This is a genomic window from Rhizobium pantanalense, assembly GCF_030182525.1.
Classification (GTDB): domain Bacteria; phylum Pseudomonadota; class Alphaproteobacteria; order Rhizobiales; family Rhizobiaceae; genus Rhizobium.
Genome location: NZ_JAQJCH010000001.1, coordinates 420,446 through 443,774, shown reverse-complemented (window position 1 = coordinate 443,774; position 23,329 = coordinate 420,446). Strand labels below are relative to the sequence as shown.

At 60.0% G+C, this 23,329-nt stretch carries 24 protein-coding genes; 9 read left to right on the top strand and 15 right to left on the bottom strand.

The features are described 5' to 3' along the window. Positions 1-9: 9 nt before the first annotated feature. The 3 genes from PH558_RS02130 to PH558_RS02120 all read right to left on the bottom strand — a co-directional run bounded on the left by PH558_RS02130 (position 10) and on the right by PH558_RS02120 (position 3,355). Positions 10-1,305 carry an adenylosuccinate synthase gene (locus PH558_RS02130; protein ID WP_095435621.1) on the bottom strand — a complete coding sequence of 432 codons (1,296 nt, stop codon included), beginning with the start codon at positions 1,303-1,305 and terminating at the stop codon, positions 10-12. A 204-nt stretch (positions 1,306-1,509) separates the two neighbouring features. Beyond that, positions 1,510-2,307, bottom strand: coding sequence for a class I SAM-dependent DNA methyltransferase (locus PH558_RS02125; RefSeq protein ID WP_285201938.1), 798 nt, complete (start codon positions 2,305-2,307; stop codon positions 1,510-1,512). A 190-nt stretch (positions 2,308-2,497) separates the two neighbouring features. After that, on the bottom strand, positions 2,498-3,355 hold the full coding sequence (locus tag PH558_RS02120) for a GNAT family N-acetyltransferase (protein WP_285201937.1): 858 nt from the start codon (positions 3,353-3,355) through the stop codon (positions 2,498-2,500). A gap of 328 nt (positions 3,356-3,683) precedes the next feature. Between PH558_RS02120 and PH558_RS02115 the strand changes: the two genes are divergently transcribed. From PH558_RS02115 to PH558_RS02105, 3 genes are read left to right on the top strand one after another with little or no spacing between them, the layout of a single operon-like run. Then, the gene (locus PH558_RS02115) at positions 3,684-5,006 is read left to right on the top strand and encodes a UDP-glucose dehydrogenase family protein (protein WP_113395477.1); all 1,323 of its coding nucleotides are present in this window, start codon (positions 3,684-3,686) and stop codon (positions 5,004-5,006) included. Positions 5,007-5,020: 14 nt separating this feature from the next. Further along, positions 5,021-6,025 carry an NAD-dependent epimerase gene (locus tag PH558_RS02110; RefSeq protein ID WP_285201936.1) on the top strand — a complete coding sequence of 335 codons (1,005 nt, stop codon included), beginning with the start codon at positions 5,021-5,023 and terminating at the stop codon, positions 6,023-6,025. 4 nt (positions 6,026-6,029) lie between these two features. Beyond that, entirely contained in the window at positions 6,030-6,803 is a 774-nt protein-coding gene (locus PH558_RS02105; protein WP_285201935.1) for an alpha/beta fold hydrolase, read from the top strand. A gap of 18 nt (positions 6,804-6,821) precedes the next feature. Here the strand turns inward: PH558_RS02105 and PH558_RS02100 are convergent, their stop codons facing one another. The 5 genes from PH558_RS02100 to PH558_RS02080 form a co-directional block, all read right to left on the bottom strand. Beyond that, positions 6,822-7,361: a flavin reductase gene (locus PH558_RS02100; protein WP_483314113.1), complete on the bottom strand. Its 540-nt coding sequence runs from the start codon at positions 7,359-7,361 to the stop codon at positions 6,822-6,824. Positions 7,362-7,542: 181 nt separating this feature from the next. After that, a complete protein-coding gene (locus PH558_RS02095; protein ID WP_285201934.1) occupies positions 7,543-8,271 on the bottom strand; it encodes a class I SAM-dependent methyltransferase in 729 nt (242 codons plus the stop codon). Positions 8,272-8,398: 127 nt separating this feature from the next. Beyond that, on the bottom strand, positions 8,399-8,905 hold the full coding sequence (locus PH558_RS02090) for a VOC family protein (protein ID WP_285201933.1): 507 nt from the start codon (positions 8,903-8,905) through the stop codon (positions 8,399-8,401). Beyond that, positions 8,905-9,294, bottom strand: a complete 390-nt coding sequence (locus tag PH558_RS02085) for a RidA family protein (protein ID WP_095435629.1) — start codon at positions 9,292-9,294, stop codon at positions 8,905-8,907. Before PH558_RS02085 ends, PH558_RS02090 begins: the two co-directional genes overlap by 1 nt. 61 nt (positions 9,295-9,355) lie before the next feature. Then, positions 9,356-10,252, bottom strand: coding sequence for a DMT family transporter (locus tag PH558_RS02080; RefSeq protein ID WP_095436341.1), 897 nt, complete (start codon positions 10,250-10,252; stop codon positions 9,356-9,358). Between the two features lie 244 nt (positions 10,253-10,496). Here PH558_RS02080 and PH558_RS02075 point away from each other — a divergent pair, with 244 nt between their 5' ends. After that, positions 10,497-10,922 (top strand): hypothetical protein, encoded by a 426-nt coding sequence (locus PH558_RS02075; RefSeq protein ID WP_285201932.1) that lies wholly within the window; start codon positions 10,497-10,499, stop codon positions 10,920-10,922. Positions 10,923-10,972: 50 nt separating this feature from the next. Here PH558_RS02075 and PH558_RS02070 read toward each other — a convergent pair whose 3' ends face one another. Next, positions 10,973-11,584 (bottom strand): alpha/beta hydrolase, encoded by a 612-nt coding sequence (locus PH558_RS02070; protein ID WP_285201931.1) that lies wholly within the window; start codon positions 11,582-11,584, stop codon positions 10,973-10,975. A 14-nt stretch (positions 11,585-11,598) separates the two neighbouring features. Continuing rightward, complete coding sequence (locus tag PH558_RS02065; RefSeq protein WP_285201930.1) at positions 11,599-12,531, bottom strand: VOC family protein; 933 nt, start codon at positions 12,529-12,531, stop codon at positions 11,599-11,601. Positions 12,532-12,754: 223 nt separating this feature from the next. Here PH558_RS02065 and PH558_RS02060 point away from each other — a divergent pair, with 223 nt between their 5' ends. Continuing rightward, positions 12,755-13,009 (top strand): type II toxin-antitoxin system Phd/YefM family antitoxin, encoded by a 255-nt coding sequence (locus PH558_RS02060; RefSeq protein ID WP_095435633.1) that lies wholly within the window; start codon positions 12,755-12,757, stop codon positions 13,007-13,009. Beyond that, positions 13,009-13,419, top strand: coding sequence for a type II toxin-antitoxin system VapC family toxin (locus PH558_RS02055; protein WP_095435634.1), 411 nt, complete (start codon positions 13,009-13,011; stop codon positions 13,417-13,419). The genes PH558_RS02060 and PH558_RS02055 overlap by 1 nt, the downstream gene beginning before the upstream one ends. On the opposite strand, the gene ung is transcribed toward PH558_RS02055, so the two are convergent. Further along, on the bottom strand, positions 13,413-14,114 hold the full coding sequence (gene ung / locus PH558_RS02050; protein WP_285201929.1) for a uracil-DNA glycosylase: 702 nt from the start codon (positions 14,112-14,114) through the stop codon (positions 13,413-13,415). The genes PH558_RS02055 and ung overlap by 7 nt on opposite strands. Before the next feature lie 65 nt (positions 14,115-14,179). On the opposite strand from ung, the gene PH558_RS02045 reads away from it, so the two are divergent. Then, on the top strand, positions 14,180-14,884 hold the full coding sequence (locus PH558_RS02045) for a P-loop NTPase family protein (protein ID WP_285201928.1): 705 nt from the start codon (positions 14,180-14,182) through the stop codon (positions 14,882-14,884). Between the two features lie 41 nt (positions 14,885-14,925). On the opposite strand, the gene PH558_RS02040 is transcribed toward PH558_RS02045, so the two are convergent. Continuing rightward, positions 14,926-17,373 carry a GcvT family protein gene (locus tag PH558_RS02040; RefSeq protein WP_285201927.1) on the bottom strand — a complete coding sequence of 816 codons (2,448 nt, stop codon included), beginning with the start codon at positions 17,371-17,373 and terminating at the stop codon, positions 14,926-14,928. A gap of 9 nt (positions 17,374-17,382) precedes the next feature. Beyond that, positions 17,383-18,261: a choline/ethanolamine kinase family protein gene (locus PH558_RS02035; RefSeq protein ID WP_285201926.1), complete on the bottom strand. Its 879-nt coding sequence runs from the start codon at positions 18,259-18,261 to the stop codon at positions 17,383-17,385. A gap of 312 nt (positions 18,262-18,573) precedes the next feature. Between PH558_RS02035 and PH558_RS02030 the strand changes: the two genes are divergently transcribed. Further along, positions 18,574-19,383: a DeoR/GlpR family DNA-binding transcription regulator gene (locus PH558_RS02030; RefSeq protein ID WP_285201925.1), complete on the top strand. Its 810-nt coding sequence runs from the start codon at positions 18,574-18,576 to the stop codon at positions 19,381-19,383. A 16-nt stretch (positions 19,384-19,399) separates the two neighbouring features. Here the strand turns inward: PH558_RS02030 and PH558_RS02025 are convergent, their stop codons facing one another. Further along, a complete protein-coding gene (locus PH558_RS02025; RefSeq protein WP_285201924.1) occupies positions 19,400-20,281 on the bottom strand; it encodes a LysR substrate-binding domain-containing protein in 882 nt (293 codons plus the stop codon). 116 nt (positions 20,282-20,397) lie between these two features. Between PH558_RS02025 and PH558_RS02020 the strand changes: the two genes are divergently transcribed. Continuing rightward, entirely contained in the window at positions 20,398-21,420 is a 1,023-nt protein-coding gene (locus PH558_RS02020; RefSeq protein ID WP_285201923.1) for a YeiH family protein, read from the top strand. Between the two features lie 26 nt (positions 21,421-21,446). Here the strand turns inward: PH558_RS02020 and PH558_RS02015 are convergent, their stop codons facing one another. Beyond that, entirely contained in the window at positions 21,447-23,216 is a 1,770-nt protein-coding gene (locus tag PH558_RS02015) for a bifunctional diguanylate cyclase/phosphodiesterase (protein ID WP_285201922.1), read from the bottom strand. Between the last annotated feature and the right edge of the window lie 113 nt (positions 23,217-23,329).

The window sequence follows — 23,329 nt, the reverse complement described above, 5'->3', positions numbered from 1 at the left end:
TACGCAACTTTAGCCCTCAAAGGGGTCAGTCACAAGTATGGTGTCCTCGCGCTCCGGGCTGGTCGAAAGCAGCGCCACCGGCGCACCGATCAGCTCTTCCACCTGGCGGACATATTTGATCGCCTGCGCCGGCAGATCGGCCCATTTACGGGCGCCGACGGTCGATTCCTTCCAGCCCTCGAGCGTGATGTAGACAGGCTCGACGCGGGCCTGCGCTGCCTGGCTTGCCGGCAGATAATCGATTTCCTTGCCGTCGAGCTTGTAGCCGACGCAGATCTTCAGCTCGTCCAGGCCGTCGAGCACGTCGAGCTTGGTAAGCGCGATACCGGTAATACCAGAAGTCTTCACGGTCTGGCGCACCAGTACGGCATCGAACCAGCCGCAACGGCGCGGACGGCCGGTATTGACGCCCACTTCGCGGCCGACGGTCGACAGGTGCTTGCCGATCTCGTCATGCAGCTCGCAGGGGAACGGTCCCTCGCCGACGCGGGTCGTATAGGCCTTGGTGATGCCGAGCACATAGCCGAGCGCCGTCGGACCGAGGCCCGAACCGGCAGCTGCCTGGCCGGCAACGGTGTTGGAGGACGTCACGAAGGGATAGGTGCCGTGGTCGTTGTCGAGAAGCGCACCCTGCGCACCTTCGAAGAGGATGCGAGCGCCTGCCTTGCGCTGCTCGTCGAGCAGACGCCAGACCTGGTCGATATAGGGAAGAATATGCTCCGCAACAGAGCTCAGCTCGTTATGCAGGGCATCGAAGGAGATTTCGTCGACGCCCATGCCGCGGCGCAGCGCATTGTGATGCGTCAGCAGCCGGTCGATCTTGGCCGGCAGCGTTTCCGGCTCGGCAAGGTCGATGACGCGAATGGCGCGACGGCCGACCTTGTCCTCATAGGCCGGGCCGATACCGCGGCGCGTGGTGCCGATCTTCGTGCCGCTATTGGAAGCGGCATCTTCGCGCATGGCATCCAGATCACGATGTAGCGACAGGATCAAAGGTGCATTCTCGGCGATGCGCAGCACGTCAGGCGTAACGGCGACGCCCTGGGCGCGCAGCTTTTCCACTTCGGCGACGAAGTGATGGGGATCGACCACGACGCCGTTGCCGATGACGCTGAGCTTGCCGCGCACGAGGCCGGAAGGCAAAAGCGCGAGCTTGTAGCTGACGCCATCGACGACAAGCGTATGACCGGCATTATGGCCGCCCTGAAAGCGTACAATCACATCGGCGCGTTCCGAAAGCCAGTCGACAATCTTGCCCTTGCCTTCGTCACCCCATTGCGAGCCGATCACTACAACATTCGTCATTTATCCATTCCCGCTTCCTGCGCGCGGCGGCGCGCCTTGCTCAAACCCGCGCATCTATAAAGCTTTGTTTTTGGGAAAGCGACCCTGTTGTCTCAGGAGATTCGGCTTTTTGCATGACGAATCAGCGCCTCCAACAGGAATTTTCCCGGCTATCGGCCAGACAGGGCCTCCAGATTACTCTTATCTGGCCGATGGCCTTGCCTGTCAAAGGCCCGGCTTATGAGCGACGACATGGAAATATTCGTGCCCTGACGACGCCACCGCACCGATCGGCTTGCTATCGAGATCGAGGAGCAGCGCCGGCATGGCAAAACCGGCATCGGCCAGTTGCGACTGGACCTGCGCCGGCGTCGTCGCATAGACCATCACGCCGAAATCATGGGCGCCATGCAGCAGGATCGCATGTTCGCCATCTCGCTCTTCGAGCGGCTTGAGCCGACGCTGGCGCAGCGTGCCGGAAATGCGGCCCTCGACATAGCGCAGGGTTCGCAAACCGAGCCTCACCGGATTGGATGTCCATTCCAGCCGGCGATAGTCGACTCGATGATCGAAGCCACCCCAGCCGCGGTGGAAGGTCGAAAAAACGAAAGCACCGCCGGAAACAAGAACGCGCGCCACCTCGTTCAGGATGGCTAGCCTCCCTGCCGCATCGACGGAATCGATGCCATTATAGCTGAAGACGACCATATCGAAACTGGCATCATGGAATGCCGAAAGATCGCGTGCATCCCTATGCTCGAACCGAAGGTCTGGATGGTTCTTTCGGCAGAGCGCGACCATCTCCGGCGTATAATCGATGCCTATGTAGTCGCTTGCGAAATCCCGTAAGAGCTGCGCGGTGCGGCCCCCGCCGACACCGATATCGAGAATGCGCCCCCTGCCCGTCTGCGGGGCAGCGATAGCAAAGGCGGCACGCTCGCCTTCGTTGAGATAGCCGCTGCTGCGGCGATAGTCACGCAAGGCCCAGGGATTACGCCAGGTCTGCCGGTTAATACTTTCCATGACATGCATAGCCGACTCCAACAGAAAATGAACAATCATTGTTCAACTTCCCCTTGGCGCCCCCGCAGGACTTATATAGCGCCTGGGTCGAAGACGCAGCCCGTTAAGGTTGATTAAACCTCCGGCAGGACCGTTATTCGTTTGTTAACGTTAATGTTGCCGTCGCTCCCAGCAGGCGGACGAGCCAAATCTAGCCGAGCTCGAGCGTGGTGACACCGAACACGCGATCGAGCGGGATTTCCGGTGCCTTGCCGCGATACATGCGCGCCGTCTCGAACACCGGAGACAGACCGCAATCCTCCGCAAGCCTGATCGCCTGGACATTATCGACCGGCACATCAAGATACACGGGCTGCCCATTGGTCTTGGCAAGCAGCTTGCTCATCAACGCAAGCGCAACCTCCGGCTTGTTGGCGAAAAGCGGACCGATCTTGTAACCCTCGAAACAGCGGCGGATCGTGCCATAGCCGCGAACCCTGCTGCCACCACCGACGATGAAGGATGCACGCCTTTCGGGGGCACCGCACCAGGCCCGGATGAAGGAATGACGCAGGCCGGGGAAGATTTCCGCATCATAATGCACCAGCGCTTCGAGCTTGCCGCCCACGACCGGCATCACCTGCCTTGCCTGCTGTTCGTCCACCTCAGGCACTTTGGGGATGCCGCCATACCTCAGCGTCCGATAGGCCGTCTCGAAACCGTGCCGCCGGTAGTTTTCCTGCTGCGCGACGATCCCATCCAGCCCGACAATGCGATTGCCGGCAAGCATCATGCCCTTGTTCCAGAGCTGCTTGCCGTATCCCCGCCCACGCAACTCCGGATGCAGTATGTAAAGACCAAGAAAAGCGAAGGCCTCACCATAACGAACGACGGATATGCAACCGACGGGCACCTCGCCAATGGCGCCGATCAGAAAACCGGCAGGGTCTGCCTCCCAGAAAGCGAGCGCATCGTCAATGCCGGGATTCCAGCCTTCTTGCCGTGCCCATTCCAGAGCAAGCTCCAGCTCGCCAGCCCGCATTGTCCGCACGGCAAAAGTCGATTTCATGCAATAGTCCCGAACCGCCCACTACACCGCCGCCCCTGCGGAACGACTGCGCCCAAACTCATCATGTGGCAACATGCTGCCAATCACAAGCGATGGGGATGATAAGCTTAAAGTGCAAAGGCTTCGTTTCACTTGAAAAACAAGGTGATCACGCGAATAGAACAGCAGGAAATCAACCAAGCTTTTGTGACACTTCTGTCGCAATCCTCCTAAACCCAGCATCGCATATAGGCGTCACCTGCGATCCTGTGTATAAGCGCAGATAATCACCCATGCCGCCTTTGCGTTTTTATGCGAAGCCCGGCGCCAGCAAAAGGATTGAGATTTCATGCGCATCACGATGATCGGCTCGGGTTATGTGGGGCTTGTGTCAGGTGTTTGCTTTGCCGATTTCGGCCATGATGTCATTTGCGTCGACAAGGACACGAGCAAGATCGAAGCGCTACGGCGCGGCGAAATACCGATCTTCGAGCCGGGCCTCGAGCAGCTCGTGGCAGACAATGTCCGCGCCGGTCGTCTCTCCTTCACGACGGAAGTGGAGGCGAGCGTTGCGGCAAGCGACGTCGTCTTCATCGCGGTCGGCACCCCTTCGCGACGCGGCGACGGCCATGCCGACCTCTCTTACGTCTATGCGGCTGCTCGCGAGATCGCCGAGCACGTCAAGGGCTTCACCGTCATCGTCACCAAATCGACCGTACCGGTCGGCACCGGCGACGAAGTGGAACGCATCGTGCGCGAAACCAATCCGCAAGCAGATGTCGCCATCGTCTCCAATCCGGAATTCCTGCGCGAAGGTGCCGCAATCGAGGACTTCAAGCGTCCCGACCGCATCGTCATCGGCCTCAATGACGAGCGTGCCCGCGGCGTCATGACCGAAGTCTACCGGCCGCTCTATCTCAACCAGGCGCCGCTGCTCTTCACCTCCCGCCGCACTTCCGAGCTGATCAAATACGCGGCCAACGCCTTCCTCGCCATGAAAATCACCTTCATCAACGAGATGGCCGATCTCTGCGAAAAGGTCGGCGCCAATGTGCAGGAAGTCTCGCGCGGCATCGGTCTCGACGGCCGCATCGGCTCGAAGTTCCTGCACGCCGGCCCCGGCTATGGCGGCTCGTGCTTCCCGAAGGATACGCTGGCGCTTGCCAAGACGGCGCAGGATTACGACAGCCCCGTGCGCCTGATCGAAACCACCGTGTCGATCAACGACAACCGCAAGCGCGCCATGGGCCGCAAGGTGATCGCGGCCATGGGCGGCGATATCAGAGGCAAGGCGATCGCGGTCCTCGGCCTGACCTTCAAGCCGAACACCGACGATATGCGCGACAGCCCGGCGATCTCGATCATCCAGACGCTGCAGGATGCAGGCGCCACCGTGACGGGCTACGATCCCGAAGGCATGGACAACGCACGCCTGGTCATCGACAACATCGCCTATGCCGAGGATGCCTATAGCGCCGCGCGCGACGCAGACGCGCTCGTCATCGTGACGGAATGGAACCAGTTCCGCGCGCTGGATTTCGCCCGACTTAAATCCGTTATGAAGGCGCCTGTCCTCGTCGATCTTAGAAACATCTACCGCCATGACGAGGTCACAAAGCATGGCTTTGCCTATACCAGCGTCGGCAGACCCTCCAGCGACGCAACATTGTAAGTAAGGGCGGAACCATGCGCTATCTCATCACCGGCACCGCCGGCTTCATCGGATTCCACCTTGCCAAGCGCCTGCTCGACGAAGGCCACTTTGTCGTCGGCTTCGACGGCATGACGCCCTATTACGACGTCAAGCTCAAGGAGAAGCGCACCGCCATCCTCGCGCGTTCCAACGGTTTCAAGGCCGTAACAGGCATGCTGGAGGACAAGGCAGCGCTGGATCATGCAGCCGAACTCGCCGAGCCCGACGTGATCGTCCACTTCGCCGCCCAGGCAGGCGTCCGCTACAGCCTCGAAAATCCGCGCTCCTACGTCGATTCCAACCTTGTCGGTTCATTCAACATTCTGGAATTGGCAAGAACCCTGCAGCCGAAGCACCTGCTGTTGGCATCGACCTCCTCCGTCTACGGCGCCAACGAGAAGATTCCCTTTGCCGAAAGCGACAAGGCCGACGAGCAGATGACGATCTATGCGGCGACCAAGAAGAGCATGGAGCTGATGGCGCACAGCTACGCCCATCTCTTCAACGTGCCCACGACCGCTTTCCGCTTCTTTACTGTCTACGGCCCCTGGGGGCGCCCGGACATGGCGCTGTTCAAATTCGTCGACGCCATCAAGAACGACAGGCCGATCGAGATCTACGGTGAAGGCAAGATGAGCCGCGATTTCACCTATATTGACGATCTCGTCGAAGGCATCGTGCGCCTCATCGGCGTCGTGCCGTCGGAGGAAAACCGGATCGTGTCGGAGACGATCATCGACACCCTGTCGAAGAATGCGCCCTTCCGGGTCGTCAACATCGGCGGCGGCCAGCCCGTCGGGCTGATGACATTCGTCGAAACGATCGAGACGATGCTCGGCAAGAAGGCGATCCGCAAGATGCTGCCGATGCAGCCCGGGGACGTCCACAACACCTATGCCGTGCCGGACCTCTTGGTGGCGCTGACGGGCTTCAAGCCGCAGATCGAAGTCGATGAGGGCGTAAAGCGCTTCGTCGAGTGGTATCAGGAAAATTACTGACAAAATGGCAGAGATCGCTGAAACGGACCATTGGATCGAGAGCTCCGGCAGGCGCCTCTATGCCAAATCATGGATGCCAACCCTCCTGAGATCCCAGCAACCGATCATCCTGTTTCACGACTCCCTCGGATGCGTCACGCTCTGGCGGGATTTCCCGGAGCAGCTCGCGCATTCCCTCGGTCGCAGGGTCATCGCCTATGATCGGCTGGGCTTTGGCCGGTCCGATGCCCGCGACGATCTTCTGACACAGGATTTTATCGCATCGGAGGCCGAGCGTTTCGTACCGCTTCTTTGCGAACAATTGTCCGTTCGAGACTTCGTCGCCTGCGGGCACAGCGTCGGGGGCGGCATGGCGGTGGAGGCGGGGGCAAGATTTGGCGAAGGCTGCCACGCCGTGATCACCATCGCCGCCCAGGCTTTCGTGGAGGAAAAGACCCTTCAGGGCATCCGGATCGCGCAGCAGGAATTCAAATCGGCCGAAACCTTCGCCCGGCTTGCCAAATATCACGGCAGCAAGGCCGAGTGGGTGCTGCACGCCTGGATCGACACCTGGCTCGCTCCCGAACGCGCGGGTTGGGCCCTCGATCCGGCGCTTAAAAAACTTCATTGTCCGGTGCTCGCCATCCACGGAGACCGCGACGAATATGGCTCCGAAGCCCATCCACGCCGCATCGCGGCCGGACATGGCTCGATATATATCATGCCGGATACCGGGCATGTGCCGCATCGCGAACGCCCTGCCCAGGTTCTGCAGGCGATCGAGAACTTTCTGATGTGAAACGACGAGAAAGTCGGCTTACTCGGTCCGACCGGCGGGATGATACGCCCGGTCGAAATAGATAAGCCCCTGCCCCTCGTCACGTTGACGAATAGCATCGACTTCGCAGAGCAGGATGTCATGCGTGCCGCCATCGGCCTGACGAACGATGCGACAATCGAACGAGACGAGAGCATCTTCCAGCACCGGCGCCCCTGTCGATAGTTCCGACCAGGAGGCACCAGCGAAGCGCTCGGCAACCGGGGTCTTGCCGCCGAAAAGCCGCGACAGGTCCTGATGCGCTTCCGACAGCACATTGACGCAGAGCACGCCGTTTTGCGTGACGGCAGGATGAACGGACGCGCCGCGATTGAGGCAGACGAGCAGGGTTGGCGGGCTGTCGGTAACGCTGCAGACGGCGGTCGCAGCAAAGCCGGCGATCCCCGCGGGGCCATTGGTCGTGACAATGTTCACGGCCGCCGCCATCCGTGCCATGGCATTGCGAAACTCGGTGCGCGCAATATCGGGATCGGCGACAGGCATCGCCTTCTCGATCGCCACGGACGTTTTCATGTTCATCGCACTCTTCCCTAAATCGCGCCGACAGCCTCACATTATCGATGGGAAGGATGCGCCTCAAGAAACGACATTTTGCGGAAGTAGCTCTTCGCGAGCAATTAATTTTCTATAAAATCTATCAACAAAAAGAAAATTAGATCGACTCAACCTTCTCGGCCGTCACGGCATGCTGAAGCCTGCCTCAGGTCCGGGTGGAGATCAGGAGAAACATCGGCCGCTCGCGCTCGATTACCCAATCGGGATGCACTGCGAGGTCGTCATCACTCGGCGACCATTCTTCGACATGGGCGATGGTGAAACCGGACTTGATCAAGAGGTTGAGCGTCGTGCCCATCGTGCGATGCTGCTTGATGACGCCCTCGGCGAGCCAGTTCGTCACCCGCGTTCCTTCGATCTGATAGGCGCTGAGCGGCCAGATCTTGCCACCATCGGCATCATCGAGCCATTCCGGCCGCCGCGGTGCCATATAGATCGGATGCTCGATCGAAAAGATCAGTCGCCCACTAGGTTTGAGTGCTTGATGGATGGTCGCTAAAAGGCCGGCGAAATCCTCGATATAGTGGAAGGCAAGCGAACTGTAGACGAGATCGAAGCTCGCTTTCGGAAGCTGAAGCTTCTCGAGATCGGCGCGGTCATAGTGGATACGCGCATCAGCCGTCTCCGCGAGCGCACGTTCCAGCATTTTTTCCGAGACATCGAGCCCCAATACACTGGCCGCCTCCTGCTCGGCCGCCCAACGGCAGAACCAGCCGAAACCGCAGCCGAGATCGACGACATCGAGCCCCTTCAGGTCAGGCATCAAGGCACGGATGGCCGGCCATTCGGCCGCACCCGCCAGCCCGTCGACGGATCGCTGCAGGCGGCTATAGCCTTCGAAGAAGGCCGGATCGTCGTAAATATTCTGCGTCATGTTGGTCTTCCATGCTTCTGCTTGCCTTGGAACTGGTCGTATCAGAGGTATAGCTCTTATCCTCTTCGCTTAGACCATAAGCAAACCGACGAAAAGCCAATTGAAAAGGAGGGCCGTCCGGTGCCGGTCAAGCCGCCGGCTTTGGCCGCGATAGCCACAGCGAATAGGGCTTCACGCCGAAATCCGGATCGGCCGCCTCCTCAAGCACATGGATGAATTCGATCGAATGCCCGTCTGGATCCGAAAAATATTGCGAGACGGCCGGCATCCAACCGACAACGACCGGCTCATCGAGCGGCTCGCCATTGAAGCCCTTCGGCTGAACGCCATGAGCCTTCAATGCGGCGGCGGCGCCGATTACATCGCCGAGAGAGGTTCTGAAGGCAATATGGAGGCGCATCTTGAGAGGGGAGCTGCCCGTTTCCCAAAGGCCGAGCATGCCCGTGCGTTTATCGTCGATCCAAAGGAAGGCGACATTCCTGCTCTCAATGACGGTCCCGATTTCCAGCTTCAGAACATCGCGATAGAAGGAGATCGAGCGATGGAGATCGGCAACCGTCAGATGCGTCTCATAAAGTCCCAGAATGCTGGGGATTGACGGATCGGCCGAACGCTCGGCATGACCGGCCGTCATCACATCACCTTCGCCGCCGTAACCTCGACCTCGACCAGAAACTCGGACCGCGTAAATCCGCCGACGATCAGCAGCGTAGAGACCGGTGCGGGAGTCTGGACATAGCGATCGCGCACGGCCATGTAGGCGGGAAAATCCTCGCGCGTGGTCACGAAACCACCGATGCGTATGACGTCGGCAAACCCCATGCCGGCCTCCTCAAGGACAGCGCCGATCGCCTTGAAACACAGTTCAGCCTGGCCGGTGACGTCAGACGGAATGCGGTCATCGAGACCGATGCCGAGCTGGCCGGAGGTGACCAGCAGGCTGGCGCCCGGCGGCACCAGCAGACCGTGATTGTAGTTGCCGAAAGGGCGACGGACGGATGCGGGATTGAAGACCTTTTTCATCGATTCCGACTCCTCGTGATCGGAGCGATTTCAGCATTTTGATGCTATGCCGACAAGCCGTTCAATGCACTTGCGCTGAAATATCAGCCCGATTTCGGCGCACTTCCAACAGGATATGTCCGAAAAGTGCTGCAAGCACGATCGGCCCGCCGATGAGCGTCGCCGTCGAAGGGCGCTCAGCAAAGATCATCCAGACCCAGAGTGGCGTCAGCGGCACTTCGAGCGCCGTCAGCAGAGCGGCATCCGAAGCCGGCACCAGCCGCGAGCCGAATGTATAGAGGCTGAGGCCCATGGCGTTCTGGATGATGCCGAAGGCGATGATCAGGCCGAGATCCTGGCCGGAGATCGAAAGCGGCGAGGCGAACCAGAAGGTAATGAAGGAACACAGCCAGGCGGAAAGCGCCATGGCCGGCAGCATCGGCACATTGCGATGCTGGCGCATGACCACCGCAAGGGCGGCGACCGTCAGCGTCATGATGGCGGCCAGCCCCTTGCCGAGCCAGCTGCCGCTGTCATTCCCATGCCCGGAAAGCATGATGAGCACGCCGATGAAGGCAACGCCGCTGGCAACAAGCGTCCGCACATTCGGACGCTCGCCGATGAAGAGAAAGGCGACACCGGCCGTAACGAACGGCACGGTCGCATAGATGACCATGGCATCGGCAACCGAGGTATAATAGATCGAGCCGATGCCGCTGATCATTGAGGCGGTGGAAAAGATCGTCGCCGCCAGTGAAGGCCCACCCATGGAGCGCAGGATGCGAAAGGCGTTGCGGCGCTCGATATAGAAGAACAACGCGAAAACGCCGAGCCCAGAGACAATGCCGCGGCAGAACAGAATGGTCATGAGATCGGCGTGGATCGCCCGCACGAAGAGACCGGACGTCGACCAGGCAAGCGCCGAAAGCGCCACATAGGCCACGCCCAGCCTGTATTGCTGCTGTTCTGCCAGCGTCACGATGAAATCCTCCGCCCTCTCGCGGCAGAGCATTAGCGGGCGGCAAGGATGCCCACAAGCAAAGCTTGCGCCGTTGCGTGTCGCGGATACCGGAAGATGACAAGGGTTGCAGGAAGGCCACGCCCCTTCCGGTTGGCAACCGGGAGACGCCTACCTACCCATTGGTACTGGCTGGATCATATTGATCTTGAACATATTTGTGATCGCTCTACGGTTCTGGCGGTCCGCGTCCAAGGAGAATCAGTTGCGCCTGTTGTCAGCCACCTTGTTCGCGTGCGGCTGCGTCAGCCTGGTCGACGGCCCGCTTTGGCCGCCGGCGCAAACCTATGTCGACACGACCGTGCAATGCAGCCAGAGCAGCAATCCGGCTCGTTGCGAGCATACACGCGATAGCTGGAAGGCCGATTACGAGGAAGCCATCGCGGGCGGGTATCGGGCGCAGAAGCATGTCGCCCTGTGCCTGAGCACCGGCTGCGACGAGGCGATCCAACCCGACAAGATGCTCGGCTGCGCCTGGCGCATGGTCATTGCCGAAACAAGGCATGCGGCGCCGGACAGCATGGATTTTGCCAATCTCAACCGCTTCTGCGGCACGGACTATATCGACCAGAAGGGAAAACTCGCGGCTGCCTCTCAAGCGAAGGCGATGATGCGCCTGATCGGCAAATAGCAGGCTGCGCGGCATAGTCTCTGCCGCGCAGCCGGTGTTTTTGACAATTTCTAAGCGTAGGGCGCCAGAAAACTGCGGATTGCCTCGATTTCGTTGGGCCTGATATCGTGGCCGCCTGGATGCCGTTCGAGCGTGACCTCGGCATTCTGCCGGTTAAAATAATCGGCCAGCGCCTTGGTCACCGACGCGGGCGCGATCGGATCGTGCTCGCCCGCCGTGATCAGCACGCGCTTGCCTTCAAGCCTGGCGTTATCCTTCGGCTGGAACGGGATCAGCGGATGCATCAGTACGGCCGCGTCGAAGAGATCGCCATGCTCGATCAGGACGTTGGCGAGGATATTGGCGCCGTTGGAAAAGCCGAGGCCCAGCACCTGCGATGCGCTATATTCGGCCGCCAGTTCCGAGACATACTTCGCCATCTTTTCCGTCGCCCTGGCAAGATCGGCCATATCATAGACGCCCTCGCCCGTCCGACGGAAGAAGCGCGCCGCACCATATTCCGAGACATCGCCGCGCGGCGAGACGATGGTTGCATCCGGCAGCAGGCGAGCGGCAAAATCGAAGAACTGGTTCTCGTCGCCGCCGGTGCCATGGAAGGTGAAGAAAATAGGCTTTCCGGGTGCACCGGCCTTCAGCCGGTGCACATAGGTCGTATCCGTCATGATGTCCTCCTGGATTAGCCTTCCAGCGGTTCGAGATGCTGTTCGATCAGGCCGCGCAGATGCGCGTGCTGTTCAGGCAGTTTCAATGCCTCGCCGAGATGGGCCGTATCCTCGTCGCGGTCGAAGCCCGGTTCGTTGGTGGCGACTTCGAATAGCACGCCGCCCGGCGTACGGAAGTAGATCGCCCAGAAGTAATCGCGGTCGATGACCGGGGTCACCTGATAGCCCGTATCCATCAGCGCCTTGCGCACTTCGAGCTGCTTTGCACGGTTCTCGACGGCAAAGGCGACATGGTGGACGGAGCCGGCGCCCGGCAGCGCCCGGTTGATGTTCGGCATGGTTTCGAGATCGACATAGTCGGCACCGTTGCCGCCGGGAATGGCAAGCCGCTTGACGCCTTCATGCGTATCGACCACCTCGTAGCCCATGTACTTCAAGAGCTCGGCGGTAGCGCCTTCGTCCCTGAGCCGCATGGCGACGGAATGAAAGCCTCGGATGGCATGCTCGGCATCGACGCCACCATGAGTCCACGGCAGACGCTTGTCGTCCTTGACCTCGACAAGCGCGAAGCCATCACCATCCGGGCCGGCAAAATGCATGCGCTTCTGACCGAAGGATTCGTCGGCCTTCAGGCCTTCGACACCGCGCTGGCCAAGCCGTTCGGTCCAATAGCCGATGGAACCTTCAGGAACGGAATAGACGGTATTGCCAACTTCGCCGGTGCCCGGGCGACCGCGCGCCATCTTCGGGAACGGGAAGTAGGTCATGATCGTGCCGGGCGTGCCGAGCTCGTCACCATAGTAGAGGTGATAGACATCGGGAGCGTCGAAGTTCACGGTCTTCTTGACGCGGCGAAGGCCGAGCGTATCGGTGAAGAACTTGTTGTTGGTCCGGGCATCTTCCGCCATCGAGGTAACGTGGTGAAGACCTTTGATCTGGTTAAGCATCTTGAACCCCTTGTCTCGTCGCGCCTGCACCGGCAGGCGTTTGTCATGGGCAGAAGATGGTCTTCTAGGGCCTGTTTCGATAGCCCTGAATAGCCAAACGGATTGTCTTCAATGAGTGAACGATAAATTCAGATCGTTCACCTACGGAAATGCCGCTCGTCTCTTGATTTCAAATGGGAGCAGCATTAATCTAAGCTAGACAGTCTAGCCAGCGAGGCTTTCGATGGATTGGCCATTACAGGATGCAAAGAACCAGTTTTCAAAAGTCGTGCAGAAAGCACGCAGCGAAGGGCCCCAAATTGTCACCTTGCGCGGCGAACGGGCGGCTGTCGTCCTGTCTGCCGAAGACTATGATGTACTTCTGGCCGGCAAACCAAGCCTTGCCGACGATTTGCTGTCGGGGCCTGCTTGGGACGACGAATTGGCCGAAGCCGTATCTAAACGAGATAAAACGCCAAGCCGGGATGTCCTTTTCTGATGTATCTGGTCGATACCAACGTCGTCTCGGAAATCCGGCGCGGTAATTCTCAAGCGATTACGTGGCTGCGCTCGGTCGATCCCTCCACTATCTATCTGAGCGTCATCACACTTGGAGAGATCATGCGCGGGATTGCGCTAAAGCGAAAATCGGACCCGCGTACCGCAGCACATCTGGAGGAATGGTTGCGTAAGCTCCGGTACGACCATCGCAATCGCATCCTTGCCATTACCGATCAGATTGCCGTCGAATGGGGCCGTATCGCGGCGCAACGCCCACGTGGTGACGCCGATGGGCTCATCGCAGCAACTGCGATCGTTCATGACCTCATCGTCGTCACTCGCAACATTGGTGATTTCGACGACACCGGCGCTTTAATCGTCAATCCCTGGGATGAGGCGCCTTACTGAGCCTCAGGATTGCTCGGCAGAGCCCAATCGATCGGATCCCGGCCATGCTCGGCAAGATAAGCGTTGGCCTTGGAGAAATGCCGGCAGCCGAGGAAGCCGTTGTGAGCCGACAGCGGCGAAGGATGCGCCGCCTTCAGCACCAGATGGCGGTCGGTATCGACGAAGGCGGCCTTCTTCTGTGCATAGGAGCCCCAGAGCATGAAGACGACGCCATCGCATTCGTCGTTGACTTGGCGGATGACGGCATCGGTGAAGCGCTCCCAGCCCTTGCCCTGATGCGAGGCGGCCTGCGATTCCTCGACGGTCAGCACGCTGTTGAGCAGGAGCACGCCCTGCTTCGCCCAGCTTTCCAGAAAGCCGTGGCGCGCCGGCGGGATGCCGAGATCGGTTTCCAGTTCCTTGTAGATATTGACCAGCGATGGCGGGATGCGCACGCCGGGACGCACGCTGAAGCAGAGCCCATGCGCCTGCCCGAAACCATGATAGGGATCCTGTCCAAGGATGACCACCTGCACCTCGTCAAGTGGCGTCAGATCCAGCGCCCGGAAATACTCGCTACCACGGGGAAAGATCACCTTGCCGCGCTGCTTTTCCTCGACGAGAAAAGCCTTGAGCTGCTGCATGTAGGGGCTTTCGAACTCCGGCGACAGCGCCTCTTTCCAGCTCTCCTCCAGCTTGATGTTCGCCTCAGCCATCGTTTCCGGCCTCCGTCAGTTGTCAGCATGTCGATTGAGGATGAAAGCGCCGGCGTGTCAAGAAAATGGCGGACGCCGCGGTGGAGAGATCACAGTTTTCGGGAGGTGATCTGGCCTGCTTCCAGGTTTGCCTCGCAAATCACGCAATAATAGCAGCAGGACACGCAAGCGTTGACAAGGCGGTCCGCTTCCGCCAATGGAAGCCATCCCAATTTTCCGACCGGTGTCTCATGCTTCCCTTGCATTCCCTTGGCGAGCGCATCGTTGTGCTCGGCCCCTCCAATGCTGGCAAGTCAACCTTGGCGGTTGCACTCTCCAAGAAGCTCGGCTTTCCGACCGTGCATCTCGATCAGCTTCATCACCTGCCTCATACGGACTGGAAGCAGCGCCCTGAAGCAGAATTCGCAGCACTTCACGGTGCAGCGATTCTTGGCGAGCAGTGGATCATGGAAGGCAATTATACGCGCCTGATGCCGCAACGTTTGGCCCGCGCTACCGGCGCCATCCTCATCACCTCCAATCATTGGCTGCGCTTTTCCCGCTATCTCAAGCGGACCCTGATCAACCGCTCAGATCGAGCAGGACATCTCGAAGGCGCCAAGGACAGCATCAAATGGGAGATGATCCACTGGATACTCGTGAAGACCCGCAACAGTGGCGCCAAATACGCAAAAATTCTTCAGGAAGCTAATTTGCCGATGGTGGAATGCCATACAGCGGAGGCTCTGAATAACCTTTATCAGGCCTGGGACCTGCCGAGCGGGCGATAGGCCTATACCGAAATGGTTTTTGAATTAGCACACGTCCCCAATCATCCCTTGATCCGAACCATCTGCGGATCATAAAGCGGCTTCAGCGACACCTTGCACGGCACGCGGCTCCGCGCGACATCGAGCTCATAGCGTCCGGAAAGCACAAAATCCTCCGCCACGCCGCCGGGATCGCGGACGTAGCCGTAGCCGATCGCCTTGCCGATCGTGTAGCCGTAGCCGCCGCTCGATAGCCAGCCGACGCGCTGGCCGTCGCGATAGATCGTCTCGCGGCCGAGAAGGACGACCTCGGGATCGTCGGGCACGAAGCAGGCGAGCATCTTCTTGACGCCAGAGGCCAGCTGCCGCTCGATCGCCTCCCTGCCGCGAAATGCCACATCCTTTTTCGTCTTCACCGCCCAGGCGAGGCCGGCTTCGATCGGCGTATGATCCGGCCCGATATCCGAACCCCAGGCGCGATAACCCTTCTCCAATCGGCAGCTCTCGATGGCGCGATAGCCAGCATTGATAAGACCGTATTCGCGACCAGCCGCCATCAGCACATCATAAACGCTAGTGGCATATTCCACCGGCACATGCAGCTCATAGCCAAGTTCGCCGACGTAGGTGATGCGCAGCGCCCGCACCGGGCAGCCGGCGATACCGACGGTCTTTACCTTTCCGAAGGGGAATGCGGCGTTCGAAACGTCGGCCGAGTTCACGGCCTGCAATATCTCGCGCGACTTCGGCCCCATCAGCGACAAGACCGAATAAGCGGAGGTGACGTCCACCAGTTCGGCATGCATCTCCGCCGGAATGTTGCGGGCGATCCAGTCAAAATCATGGGTGGCAAAGCCGGTGCCTGTCGTGATGTAGAATTCATTCTCGGCAATGCGGGCAACGGTGACATCGCATTCGATGCCGCCGCGGTCGTTGAGCATCTGAGTATAAGTCAGGGCGCCGACAGGCTTGGCGACGTCGTTGGAAGCGATCCAGGAGATCGCTGCCTCGGCATCCCTGCCCTTCAGCACGAATTTGGCGAAGGAGGTCTGGTCGAAAATGACGGCCGCTTCGCGCACAGCCTTATGCTCCCGGCCGACGGCATCGAACCAGTTCTGCCGTCCATACGTGTACTCGTCCTTCGGCTCCTCGCCGGCAAAGAGATCGGCAAACCAGTTCGGTCGCTCCCATCCGAGCTTTTCGCCGAAGCAGGCGCCCTGCGCCTTCAGCCGATCGTAAAGCGGCGACTTGCGGCAGGGCCGGCCGCTGGAATGCTCCTCGAAGGGCCAGGCCATGGTGTAATGCTTGCCATAGGCTTCCAGCGTGCGCGTGCGCACCCAATCAGTGTCGAAATGCGGGCGGCCAAAGCGCCTGATATCGACCGGCCAGAGATCGTAAGGCGGCTCGCCCTTGGCAACCCATTCGGCGAGCGCCATGCCGGCACCACCGGCAGATGCGATGCCGAAGGCATTGAAGCCTGCGCCGACGAAGAAATTCCTCAGTTCCGGCGCCTCGCCAAGAATGAAATTGCCATCGGGCGTAAAGCTCTCCGGCCCGCACAGCAGTTGCTTGATGCCGGCCGTCTGCAGCGCCGGCACGCGCACCAGCGCCTGCTCCATGATCTGCTCGAAGTGATCGAAATTGCTGTCGAGCAGCGTGTAGTGGAAATCCTTCGAAATACCATCGAGCGCCCAGGGAATGGGATTGGGCTCATAGCCGCCCATGACCAGCCCGCCGACCTCCTCCTTGTAATAGGTCAGCCGATCCGGATCGCGCAGCGTCGGCAGGTTGGAAGGCACGCCGAAGGATTCGGTGATGAGATATTGATGTTCGACCGAGACGAGCGGAACGTTGACGCCGAAGCGGCCGGCAAAGGTCCGAGTCCACTGCCCTGCACAAACGACGACACGCTCGCATTCGATGCGGCCTTTCTCGGTGATGACGGCACGAATCCGGCCCTTGTCGATCTCCAGATCGAGAACTTCGGTATCCTCAAAGATCGACACACCGCTCATGCGGGCGCCCTTTGCCAGCGCCTGGGTGATATCGGAAGGATTGGCCTGGCCATCGGTCGGCAGGAAGGCGGCACCGACGAGATCATCGACATCCATCAGCGGCCAGAGGTCCCTCGCCTCCTGCGGCGTCAGCAGGTGCATCTGCAGGCCGAAGGACTGTGCCGTCGTCGCCTGCCGCTTCACCTCGGTCCAGCGCTCCTCGTTGCAGGCAAGGCGCAACCCGCCATTCATCTTCCAGCCGGTGGCAAGCCCCGTCTCCGCCTCGAGTTTCATGTAGAGATCAACGGAATAGCCGAGCATCTGCGTGATGTTGGCGCTGGTGCGCAATTGGCCGACGAGGCCGGCGGCATGGAACGTCGTGCCCGAGGTCAGCTTCTTGCGCTCCAGAAGCACGGTATCGGTGAAGCCGAGCTTGCCGAGATGATAAGCGGTCGAGCAGCCGATGATGCCGCCGCCGATGACGACGGTCTTTGCGGTAGCAGGCAGTTCCTTCATCGTGTCACCTCAGGAATTGCGAAAATCCTGCCAGGCGCTTTCGAACCGCCTGAGATTTTCAGCCGTATAGGAAGAATAATCGAAATCGATGTCGGAATGGATTTCCGAAACCATGCTCCACATCGTCTCGCGCAGGAGCGAAGCACATTTCATCGCCTGATAACGCCGGCGCAGATCGTCACCGACGGGAGCCTCGAAATAGACCTCCAGCATCGCCTCTTCCTGCGCTTCCGAGAATTCATTGTTGGAGGCAAGGCCGCCGAGATCGAAAAGCGGCGTGTTGAAGCCGGCATAATCCCAATCGATCAGCCAGAACCGCTTGCCGTCATCGAGGAAATTCGCCGCCAGCAGATCGTTGTGTCCGAAGGCGATTTCGAAAGGACCGGCTTCGCGTTCGAGCCGTTCGGCAATCTCCAGAAAGGAAGTCAGCAACGGGTTGTGGCGACTGCCGCCAGCCTCAAGGAGAGCGGCATAATCCCTCACCACATGAAAGACCCAGAAGATGGCCGCCGGTCCGCGAAAATGCCGGGCGACGTCCCGATGACAGGACCGGACGAGCGGCACGACCCGGCTCATCATGACTGGATTTCTTATATCATCGGCTGACAGCGGCCTCGCGTCGATATAGTCCAGCACCAATATGCCGGGCTCATGATGGATGACCGCAGGCGAAAGACCGGCGGCATGGGCGGCCCTGCTCGCAGCCACCTCGTTTGCGCGGCTGATGTGATGAACGGGAATGTCCGATCCGAGCCGCACGACGAAGCGGCGGCCATCATTGCCGACCAGATAGTTGCGATTGGTAATGCCGCCCACCAGCGGTTCGATGTCGATCGGCCCGCGCCAGATGCTGAGAGAATGTATCCTGTCTTGCGCCGTCGCAGTCATTCCCCCTCCGGTCCTGCTGCTGAGCATCCATCGGATATCGAAGGTTCCCCACAAACGTAAGGCTGTCAAGAACCGGCCCACAAAATGAAACGAATATTTGGCTTTTTGTTGGAATCGAGCAACCATCTCCAATCGGATGAGCTATGGATATCCTGAAGACTGCGCTTCACCGTAGGTGAGATTTGTCTTAAAAACTCAGGCGCGAAGCACCCGGATAAGGGCTGCGTGCATTAAGGCTTGCGCCAGCAACGGAACCGGCCAGTCGAAAGCCATGCAAGTTTGGGATCAATACCCTCAATAGGATCAGGAACCATGCCGGGCACATCCCAGCCACCGCTGCACTCCAACCATCGCGAGCGCGAAATTCTCGAGGAACTGCGGTTAGCTGGCGGCGCCAGCCGCATCCAGTTCCTGGCCGAACGGCTCGGCGTTTCCGAAGAGACCATCCGCCGCAACATCCGCAGCCTAGAGGCCAACGGCCTCGTGACCAAGGTGCATGGCGGGGTCCATATCAAGGACTCGATGCTCGAGCCGCCGCTACATCTGCGCATGAACGAGAATGCCGAAGCCAAACGGATGATCGCCGCCTCGGTCGCCGCCATGATTGAGGATGGCGATGCCCTCTTCCTCGATGTCGGCTCGACCACCGCCTTCATCGCCGTCGCGCTGCAGAAGCATCAGAACCTCTTCGTCGTCACCAACGCCGTCGCGGTTGCCCATGCGCTCGCGACCCGCAATGGCAATCGCGTCTTCTTTGCCGGCGGCGAACTGCGCGGTCACGATGGCGGCACGTTCGGCATGGAAGCCGCCAATTTCCTGCGGCGCTTCAATGTGCGCCACGCCATCCTCTCGGTCGGCGCCATCAACGCCGCCTCGGGCTTCATGCTGCATGATCTGGAAGAAGCGGAGTATTCGCGGGAGGCGGCTAGCCGCGCCGAAAACCGCATCGTCGTCGCCGATAGCGCCAAATTCGGCCGCAGCGCGCCGATCGTTCTGAATGAGCTGGAAAACTTCAACGTTCTGGTTACGGACGAACAACCGCCGGCAGACATTCGCGCCATGCTGGAGCGTAACGAGATCGAGCTCGTTATCGCCAATCGGCAACGGGATGAACGGCGATAGCGAGTTCGCCGGGTACTCAGCCCTTGCACATAGTCTCAAGCGTCTGCGCGGCTTTGCTCGCATGGCGCTCCTTGTGGCGCAGCAGGCGGAAGCTGCGAGCGGGCAGATCGAATTTTGCCTGAACCAGCAACCCCTGCTCAAGATAGGCTTTGGCCGCAGCACTGGAAATGGCGGCAGCACTTTGCCCCGCGCAGACTGCGGAGAGCACTGCCTCATTCGAGGGAAGGACCAGCGCCACCTTGAGGTCCTGCGGCGAAGCCCCGAGCTTGGCAATCGCATTCTCGAATTCGGAACGCGTACCCGAACCCTCCTCCCGCATCACCCAGGAAGTGCCGGTAGCAAGATCGGCCGCAGTCAATTGCCGACCATCGGCCCAGGGATGATGCGGTGGCACGACGATGACGAGTGCATCCTGCGCAACGATCTTCATCGACAGCGCCGGGGCATCCACTTCGCCTTCGATGAAACCCAGCTCGGCCGCACCGTCGCTAACTGCCTCGGTGACGGTACGGGTATTGCCGATCGTCAGATCTAGCTCGATACCGGGATAATCGCGGCGAAACCGCATCAGCAAGGGCGGCAGCCAGTAGCTGGCGATAGTCTGGCTGGCATAGAGGCTGAGGCGGCCGCGCTGCAGCCCGCCCAGTTCCGAAAGCATGAGTTCGGCTGAGCGCACACGCGCAAGAGTCGCCTTGGCTTCTCCCAGGAAGGATCGGCCCGCCTCCGTCAGCTCGATCCTTCGACCGACGCGATGAAACAGCTCCACGCCGTAATAGGCCTCAAGGTTCTTGATCGCGGAGCTGACGGCGGATGGCGTCAGGTTGATGGCTTCTGCGGCATTGGTCAGATGTTCTCGCTCGGCGACAGCGACGAAGATTGCAAGTTGCTCGAAGGTCATGGGAAATCATTCTAATTTATCGAATGAAACATAGGATAATATTCGATGGATGTCGACATCGGCAGGTGAGACTTTCCAGCCGTCACCAAATCACAAGAAACGAATGACGGCGCCCCATGTCCATCGCTCAACGAACAAACGAGATCCTTCCCGGCCTCGCACTCACCTCGGGCGTCGCCCTTCTGGCCTATGCTGCGGAGCATGTTGAGGTGGGCCTCCTTGGTGGCCGGTGGATCGAAAGTCTGGTGCTTGCCATCGCCCTCGGCATTGCGGTTTGCACGATCACGCCGCTGAAGCCGGCGATGAAGCCGGGCATCGATTTCAGCGCCAAGTTTCTTCTGGAAATCGCCATCGTCCTTCTCGGCGCCTCCATCAGCCTGTCGTCGATCCGCGGCGCCGGCGTCTGGCTGATTGCCGGCATCGCTGTCGTCGTCGTGCTGTCGATCGCGGCCACTTATCTCATCGGCCGGACGCTCGGCCTGCCGCCGAAGCTCGCGACCTTGATCGCCTGCGGCAATTCGATCTGCGGCAATTCGGCAATCGTGGCCGTTGCCCCCGTGATCGAGGCCGACTCACAGGAGATCGCCGCGGCGCTTGCCTTCACCGCAGTCCTCGGCATTGCCGCCGTGTTCCTGCTACCGCTTTTCTATTTCCACTTCAGCATGAGTGTACCGCAATACGGAACCCTTGCCGGATTGACGGTCTACGCTGTACCGCAGGTCTTGGCAGCGACCGCGCCCGTCGGCCTGCTCGCTGTCCAGACCGGCACGCTCGTCAAGCTCGTCCGAGTCCTGATGCTGGGCCCGGTCATCTTCCTGCTCGGCATCATCACCAAGACGGAGGCGACAGGAACGGATGGACGCGGCGGCCATCACCATTCTCTGGTCCCCTGGTTCATCTGCGGCTTCCTGGGGTTGATGGCGCTGCGCTCATTCGGGCTGATCCCCGATGCGCTGGTGGCACCGATGGAAACTGTTTCCGGTATCCTGACCGTCATCGCCATGGCAGCGCTCGGCCTGTCGGTCAACCTCCGCTCCGTCGCCCATGCCGGCGGCCGGGTGATCGCGGCAGCGACGCTATCGCTGTTGACGCTGGGCGCTATCAGCTATGGTCTGATCCTCGCCCTGCAGATCCAGTAGCATCCGCCGCAAAGATTGGCCGAGGATCAACTCAGGCTCGATGCCTCGGCTGATTTCAGCAAAGCCGCGGTCTCGCTTTCGCAAGAAGGATAGCCGATGGCATAGCCTTGAAGCTCGTCGCAGCCGACCTCGGCCAGAACGCGCGCATGATCCTCTGTCTCGACCCCTTCGGCGACCACCTCGACATTCAATGTGCGTGCGATTTCGATGATAGAGCCGACGAGGCGACGCTGCTCCTCAGACACCGTTACGGCAGTCACCAGCTGACGGTCTATCTTCAGCCGTTTCGGTTTCAGCTTGACGAGGCCGATCAGCGAAGCGTGACCGGAGCCGAAATCGTCGATCTCGATATCGATTCCCATCTCCTTGATGCCTGCGATATTGGCAAGCACGGCCTCGTCGGGCTCATCCAGAAAGATGGTCTCCACCAGCTCGAAGGCGATGGCGTGGCGCGGTATTCTGAGCGCCTTCAAACCGTCGATCAGGTCGGGATCGGCAAGCCGGCGACCAGAGATATTCACAGCAATGCGCGGCGGTGAAAGGCCCTGCGAAACCCAGGCTGCCCGATCCGCCAATGCGCGCTTCAGCACGGCCGCATCGATCTCTGCGGTAAATCCATATTCATCGGCGACCTTGAGGAAGGCCACGGGGCTCAGCAATCCCCTTCCCGGATGCCGCCAGCGTGCCAGCGCCTCCAATCCGACGATGCGGCGGCTCTGCGCATCCACCTGAATCTGATAGAAGGGCTCGATCTGTCGCAGCACCGGCGCCAATCGCAACTCGTCGGCTAGGCGGCGTTCTGCATGCAGATCGGACTGGAGCTGCGGCGTGAAGAACTCCACCCGGTTGCGGCCAAGTTTCTTGGCCTGAAAAAGGGCGACATCGGATTCTGCCAGCAGATTACCTGCGCCGCTCGTCTGGCCTATCGCCACGCCAATGGACGCGCCGATCTTCAGCATCTCGTTGCCGAAACGCACTTCGCGACGCAATCGCGATAGAATATCGCCAGCGATCGCTTGAAGTCTTTCGACACTGCCGATATTGACCAGCACGGCCACGAACTCGTCGCCGCCGATGCGGGCGACAATATCGTTGGCGGTTATCGCTCCGGAAATGCGGGCGGCAGCGCTCTGCAGCGTGGCATCACCGGCCGCATGGCCCCATTTGTCGTTAATCTCCTTGAACCCGTCGAGATCGATATGGAGGATCGCCAGGGTCCCGATAGACGCATCGTTGCGCAACTCGGCCAGTCGCCGGTCGAAATAGCGGCGGTTCGGAAGGCCCGTGAGATAATCGTGATCGGCGGCATGTTCTATTCGCGCCCGACTGTGCTCCAACGCAACGGCGCGCGCTTCGGCGATCGCTTTTTGACCACTCAGCTCGCGATTGAGCAGGACGTCGGCGGTGACGTCCCATTCCGCGCCGATGAAGGAAGGCGCCCCTTCGGCATCCTCATAATAATGCGCGCGCGAGCGCAGATGACGCACCTCGCCTCCGGGCAGGATGATGCGGAACTGGGAATTATAGAAACCCTTCCTGGCCAGCGCGACATCGAAGTCGTGGATAGCCCCTTCGAGATCCTCGGGATGCAGCGCATTCATCCAGACCTCGGAGGAAACCCTGTGCTCATGAAGTCCGGTCCCGTAGAGCTTGTGCATCTGCGAGTCCCAGAGCAATTCCTGCTCGTTGACATTATGCTGCCAGACACCGATTTGAGACGCCTCCAGCGCCAGCTCCAGCCTCCTCAAAAGGTCCTGGAACTCTTCTTCGCTTCGTCCTGATGTCGTCTCTGCCAAAGAGCACTACCCCCTTCGGAAACTGAAGAGACCAACTAATCGCAGCCAATTATAGTTGCACTACTCCCTTTCGCGAACTTTAATGGCTGCGCAAGCTACCCAAATTAACAGCA

Coding starts and splice junctions, on each gene's coding strand:
- PH558_RS02090 (WP_285201933.1), bottom strand. CDS start 8,905: ATGACGGCCGGTCATGCCGAGCGTTCGGCCGATCCGTCAATCCCCAGC.
- PH558_RS02045 (WP_285201928.1), top strand. CDS start 14,180: ATGGCGGACGCCGCGGTGGAGAGATCACAGTTTTCGGGAGGTGATCTG.
- PH558_RS02110 (WP_285201936.1), top strand. CDS start 5,021: ATGCGCTATCTCATCACCGGCACCGCCGGCTTCATCGGATTCCACCTT.
- PH558_RS02085 (WP_095435629.1), bottom strand. CDS start 9,294: ATGAAAAAGGTCTTCAATCCCGCATCCGTCCGTCGCCCTTTCGGCAAC.
- PH558_RS02100 (WP_483314113.1), bottom strand. CDS start 7,361: ATGAACATGAAAACGTCCGTGGCGATCGAGAAGGCGATGCCTGTCGCC.
- PH558_RS02060 (WP_095435633.1), top strand. CDS start 12,755: ATGGATTGGCCATTACAGGATGCAAAGAACCAGTTTTCAAAAGTCGTG.
- PH558_RS02130 (WP_095435621.1), bottom strand. CDS start 1,305: ATGACGAATGTTGTAGTGATCGGCTCGCAATGGGGTGACGAAGGCAAG.
- PH558_RS02020 (WP_285201923.1), top strand. CDS start 20,398: ATGTCCATCGCTCAACGAACAAACGAGATCCTTCCCGGCCTCGCACTC.
- PH558_RS02055 (WP_095435634.1), top strand. CDS start 13,009: ATGTATCTGGTCGATACCAACGTCGTCTCGGAAATCCGGCGCGGTAAT.
- PH558_RS02125 (WP_285201938.1), bottom strand. CDS start 2,307: ATGGAAAGTATTAACCGGCAGACCTGGCGTAATCCCTGGGCCTTGCGT.
- PH558_RS02115 (WP_113395477.1), top strand. CDS start 3,684: ATGCGCATCACGATGATCGGCTCGGGTTATGTGGGGCTTGTGTCAGGT.
- PH558_RS02120 (WP_285201937.1), bottom strand. CDS start 3,355: ATGAAATCGACTTTTGCCGTGCGGACAATGCGGGCTGGCGAGCTGGAG.
- PH558_RS02105 (WP_285201935.1), top strand. CDS start 6,030: ATGGCAGAGATCGCTGAAACGGACCATTGGATCGAGAGCTCCGGCAGG.
- PH558_RS02030 (WP_285201925.1), top strand. CDS start 18,574: ATGCCGGGCACATCCCAGCCACCGCTGCACTCCAACCATCGCGAGCGC.
- ung (WP_285201929.1), bottom strand. CDS start 14,114: ATGGCTGAGGCGAACATCAAGCTGGAGGAGAGCTGGAAAGAGGCGCTG.
- PH558_RS02040 (WP_285201927.1), bottom strand. CDS start 17,373: ATGAAGGAACTGCCTGCTACCGCAAAGACCGTCGTCATCGGCGGCGGC.
- PH558_RS02065 (WP_285201930.1), bottom strand. CDS start 12,531: ATGCTTAACCAGATCAAAGGTCTTCACCACGTTACCTCGATGGCGGAA.
- PH558_RS02035 (WP_285201926.1), bottom strand. CDS start 18,261: ATGACTGCGACGGCGCAAGACAGGATACATTCTCTCAGCATCTGGCGC.
- PH558_RS02070 (WP_285201931.1), bottom strand. CDS start 11,584: ATGACGGATACGACCTATGTGCACCGGCTGAAGGCCGGTGCACCCGGA.
- PH558_RS02095 (WP_285201934.1), bottom strand. CDS start 8,271: ATGACGCAGAATATTTACGACGATCCGGCCTTCTTCGAAGGCTATAGC.
- PH558_RS02025 (WP_285201924.1), bottom strand. CDS start 20,281: ATGACCTTCGAGCAACTTGCAATCTTCGTCGCTGTCGCCGAGCGAGAA.